The 4,088-nt window shown below is 68.4% G+C and carries 3 protein-coding genes and 2 pseudogenes; 3 read left to right on the top strand and 2 right to left on the bottom strand.

Features of this window, described 5'->3' with window-relative positions; translation table 11 throughout:
* The 3 genes and pseudogenes from AD428_RS25820 to AD428_RS23680 all read left to right on the top strand — a co-directional run.
* A pseudogene (locus AD428_RS25820) lies at positions 1 to 234 on the top strand (ABC transporter substrate-binding protein); the annotation flags it as partial.
* A 154-nt stretch (positions 235 to 388) separates the two neighbouring features.
* Positions 389 to 679 (top strand): hypothetical protein, encoded by a 291-nt coding sequence (locus AD428_RS28690; protein ID WP_235491104.1) that lies wholly within the window; start codon positions 389 to 391, stop codon positions 677 to 679.
* Positions 680 to 860: 181 nt separating this feature from the next.
* Entirely contained in the window at positions 861 to 1,820 is a 960-nt protein-coding gene (locus AD428_RS23680) for a helix-turn-helix domain-containing protein (RefSeq protein WP_053246782.1), read from the top strand.
* A gap of 45 nt (positions 1,821 to 1,865) precedes the next feature.
* Here the strand turns inward: AD428_RS23680 and AD428_RS23675 are convergent, their stop codons facing one another.
* Both AD428_RS23675 and glnE read right to left on the bottom strand, forming a co-directional pair.
* A complete protein-coding gene (locus AD428_RS23675; RefSeq protein WP_053246781.1) occupies positions 1,866 to 2,540 on the bottom strand; it encodes an epoxyqueuosine reductase QueH in 675 nt (224 codons plus the stop codon).
* 35 nt (positions 2,541 to 2,575) lie between these two features.
* A pseudogene (gene glnE, locus AD428_RS23670) lies at positions 2,576 to 4,073 on the bottom strand (bifunctional [glutamate--ammonia ligase]-adenylyl-L-tyrosine phosphorylase/[glutamate--ammonia-ligase] adenylyltransferase); the annotation flags it as partial.
* Between the last annotated feature and the right edge of the window lie 15 nt (positions 4,074 to 4,088).

Below are 4,088 nucleotides of genomic sequence, written 5' to 3'. Positions count from 1 at the left end.
TGGAGGCGGGGTCTTTGCCTTTGCCGGGCAGGGCATCCATGCCGGCATACCGACTACGTGAAGCTGGTCAACGAGCAGGGCGGGGTGAACGGACGCAAGCTGCGCTACGTGCCCGAAGACACCGCGTACAAGGTGGACGCCTCGGTGGCGGCGTTCAAGAAGATCACCAGCCAGAACAAGGTGAATTTCTACTACGGCGATTCGACGGGCTTTTCCAAGACCATCAACGCCGAGGGCCGGGCTCGCCTGCGCGGCAGACGCGGCGCAGGCGCCGCGCCTGTGGGAAGCGGCGAGGGCGGACTACGTACTGCAGTGCGCCGGCTGCCACCGGGTCGACGGCCGCGGCAGCGCGCGCCACGCCATTCCCGATTTCCGCGATTCGGTGGGCATGTTCCTGGCGCTGCCGGCGGGCCGCGAGTACCTGGTCCGCGTGCCGGGCGCCGCGCAATCGCAGTTGAGCGACGCGGAATTGGCCGCGGTGCTGAACTGGCTGCTGCGCGAGTTCAGTCCTCGCCAGCTGCCGGCGGACTTCCGCCCCTACACGCAGGCCGAAGTGGCGGCGCTGCGGCCCAGGCGCTACGACGACGTGGTGCCGGTTCGGCACGCCCTGGCGCGCGCACTGGCGCAGCAGGGGCTGACGCCCTCGGCATATTCCTACGGCAGCGATCGCAAGCCGTAGAGCCATGTCGTCCCGGCAACGCGGGCGGGGAGAATGGATGTCCCCGGCGAACCCGTTTCGTAGGGTTGTCACGGATACTCGGCCCGGACGGCGGGTGCTAGAAAGAGGCAGCACAATGTTCTTGCCCAGCCATCGGCAACACGCATACGCAGGCGCGCCGTCTGGGGCCGCCGGAGTCGCCATGTCCCACTTCCTTTTGCACGGCGCGCGCACGGAATTCCGCGATTGCGCGAGCTGGAAGGAAAGCATCAGCAGCACCTTCGTCCCGCTGGACGTGTCCGCGGTGTATCCGTCGCGCTTTCGCAGCAGTGTGGCGGTGGGCGCACTGGGCTGGATGCAGGTCAGCGAGCTGCACACGAGCGCCCAGTGCGTGCGCCGCACGCGCGCGCTGGCCGACCGCGCGGAAGCGCCGGGCTACAAAGTCACGCTGCAGCTCGCCGGCCGCAGCGAGATCCGCCAGGCCGCGCGCAGCGCGCTGCTGAATCCGGGCGAATGGGGCATCTACGACACCGCGCGGCCCTACGAGGTAGACGTGGACGACGACGCGCACTTTCTCGTCATGCAGGTGCCGGGCAAGCAGCTGGAGGCCTGGCAGCCCAGCGTGCAGCATGCGGTCGCGCGGCGTTTCAGCGCCCGCCACGGCTGCGGGCGCATGGCGATGGACCTGCTGCGCGTGGCGCTGAGCGAGCATGCCAACCTGTCGGACAGCGCGGCGCGCGACGCCGCCAACGCGGTGCTGCAGATGATGGGGCTGGATATCAGCGAGCAGACCGGCAGAGCGTCCGGCCTGGGCCATGCGGAGCTGCGGCAGGCGCAGTTACGGCGCGCGCAGCAGTACATCCTGGACAACCTGCATGACCCCTTGCTGTCGCCCGCGACGGTCGCGGCGGCGTTCCGCGTGTCCCGCCGCTACCTCTACAACCTGTTCGCGCTGGCCTCGACCACGCCGGCCGATTTCATCCTGAGCGCGCGCCTCGAGCGCTGCCGCGAAGTGTTGTGCGACGCAGCCCAGGCGGGCCGCCAGATCGGCGACATCGCCTACCGCCATGGATTTTCCGACGCGGCGCGGTTCAGCCACGCGTTTCGCGCGCGCTACGGGCTCACGCCTTCGGAGTGCCGGCGGCAGGGGCAGGGGCGCTAGCTGGCCTGGCCGGCCGCGCCTGGCCGGCCGCGCCTGGTCAGGTCTTTACAGATTTTCCTCGCTGACCAGACCTTCCTTGCCGTAGAACTTCACGCCGATGTGGATGCGGTCGCGGCCCTGGGCGCGGCGGTGGCGGTTGGTGTCGCGCAGCGAGTACACGCAGCCGCAGTATTCCTGCTGGTAGAAGTTCTCGCGCTTGGAGATCTCGATCATGCGCTGCGAACCGCCGCCCTTGCGCCAGTTGTAGGTCCAGTAGACCAGGTCGTCATAGCGGGCGGCGGCGCGTTCGCCGCAGCCGTTGATCTGGTTCATGTCCTTCCAGCGCGAAATGCCCAGCGAGCTGGTGATGGTGTCGAAGCCGTGTTCGTGCGCATACAGGGCGGTGCGCTCGAAGCGCATGTCGAAGCAGACCGTGCAGCGCTCGCCGCGTTCGGGTTCGTTTTCCAGTCCCTTGACCCGCTCGAACCAGTTGTCCATGTCGTAGTCGGCATCGATGAACTCGATGCCGTGCTGCTGCGCGAAGCGGATGTTCTCCTGCTTGCGGATTTCGTACTCTTTGACCGGATGGATGTTCGGGTTGTAGAAGTAGATGGCGTAGTCGATGCCGGAAGCGGTCATGGCCTCCATGACCTCGCCGGAACAGGGCGCGCAGCACGAGTGCAGCAGCACCTTGCGGCGGCCGGCGGGCAATTCGAGTTTGGGGCGCACGAGTTCGGACATGGCTGACTCTGGGGCAAAGCGTAAAAATCCTTATTTTACGACGAGTTGCCGCCGAGCACGGTGTCCCATAGCCGGCGCACCGAGGCGCGTTCGTCCTGGAGCTGGTCGGGCGCCACGCGGGCCTTTTCCACGCCCTGCAGCCTGAGCTGGTGCTGCGCGCGGCGCAGCGTGCGATAGGCATCGCCCGCCCGCAGGGCGAGGTCGGCCGGTATCAGTCCGGCTTCGCCGGCCAGCCGCAGCAGGGCGATATTGCCGAGGTTGCGCACCAGCACCGGGTGGGTGCGCGCATGGCAGAGCACCAGGTACTGGGTGACGAACTCCACATCGACCATGCCGCCCCGGTCGTGCTTCAGATCGAAAAGCCCGCTGGGGTTCGGGTGGCCGGCGCCGATCTTGTCCCGCATTTCCAGCACGTCCTTGCGCAGGGCCAGGGGGTCGCGCGGCAGGAGCAGGATCTCTTCGCGGATCTGCTCGAAGCGCGCGCCTACCTCGGCGTTGCCCGCCGCGTACCGGGCGCGGGTCAGCGCCTGGTGTTCCCAGGCCCAGGCATGCTGGCGCTGGTATTGCTCGAAGGCTTCCACGGAAACGGCCAGCAGGCCGGCATCGCCGTCGGGCCGCAGCCGCAGGTCCACTTCGTAAAGCCGTCCGGAAGACGTCATGGTGGACAGCCAGGAGGTCATGCGCCGGCCCAGCTTGGCGTAGACCTCGTAGGCGTCCTCGCGCGGATCGTCGTAGAGGAACACCAGGTCCAGGTCGGAGGCGTAGCCCAGTTCCTTGCCTCCCAGCTTGCCGTAGGCAATGACGGCGAAACGCGGCTCCGCGCCCGCCTTGCGGTTAACCAGCGGCCAGACGCGCCGGATGGTTTCGGTGAGCAGCAGGTCGGCCAGGGCCGAGAGCTGGTCGGCCAGCTTTTCCACCGAGAGCTCGCCTTCGAGGTCCTGCGCCAGCAGCTGGAAGCTCGCCTGGCGCTGCACGTCGCGCATCAGGTTCATCTGGCGCTCGATGTCGGGTTCGCCGTCGGGCAGGCGGCAGGCGTCGAGGTCGGCGGCGAGCTGGCGTCCGATCTGGGCGAAATCCAGCGGCTCGAAAAGCGTGCGCCAGTCGATCAGGCTGTCCAGCAGCAGCGGATGCTGGGTGAGGTACTGGGCCGCCCAGGGGCTGGCCGCCATCATGCGCGCCACGCGCGCCAGCGTGTCGGGGTATTCGGCCAGCAGGGCGAGATAGGCGCTGCGCTGGGCGATGGTTTCGATGAGGTCGAACAGCCGCACGGCGGCCTGGGCCGGGGCGGGCGTCTGCAGCGCGGCGCGCAGCGCGCCGGCAGCACGCGGTGGCTGGCAAGCAGGGTCTCGGCGCGCCGCTGCAGGTCTTCGGCCTGATCGCCGAACGCCTCGCGGATCTGGGCGTCGAGGTCGTTTTCCGCGGCGTCGTCGCGCGGGCGCCGGGCGCGGCCGGCTCTTCCGTATCGCCCATGCCGACCAGCCGGAAAACGTTGCGGAAGGTGCGCGAGACGAATGCGCGGTGCTCGGCCAGCGTGGCCTTCTAATTCCT

This window comes from Achromobacter sp. DMS1 (assembly GCF_001270295.1).
The sequence above is the reverse complement of the archived record's forward strand: the minus strand, read 5'-3'. Positions and strand labels throughout refer to the sequence as shown.

Excerpts from the sequence above, each read along its gene's own strand:
- AD428_RS28690 (WP_235491104.1), top strand. The coding sequence starts at position 389 with ATGTTCCTGGCGCTGCCGGCGGGCCGCGAGTACCTGGTCCGCGTGCCG.
- AD428_RS23680 (WP_053246782.1), top strand. The coding sequence starts at position 861 with ATGTCCCACTTCCTTTTGCACGGCGCGCGCACGGAATTCCGCGATTGC.
- AD428_RS23675 (WP_053246781.1), bottom strand. The coding sequence starts at position 2,540 with ATGTCCGAACTCGTGCGCCCCAAACTCGAATTGCCCGCCGGCCGCCGC.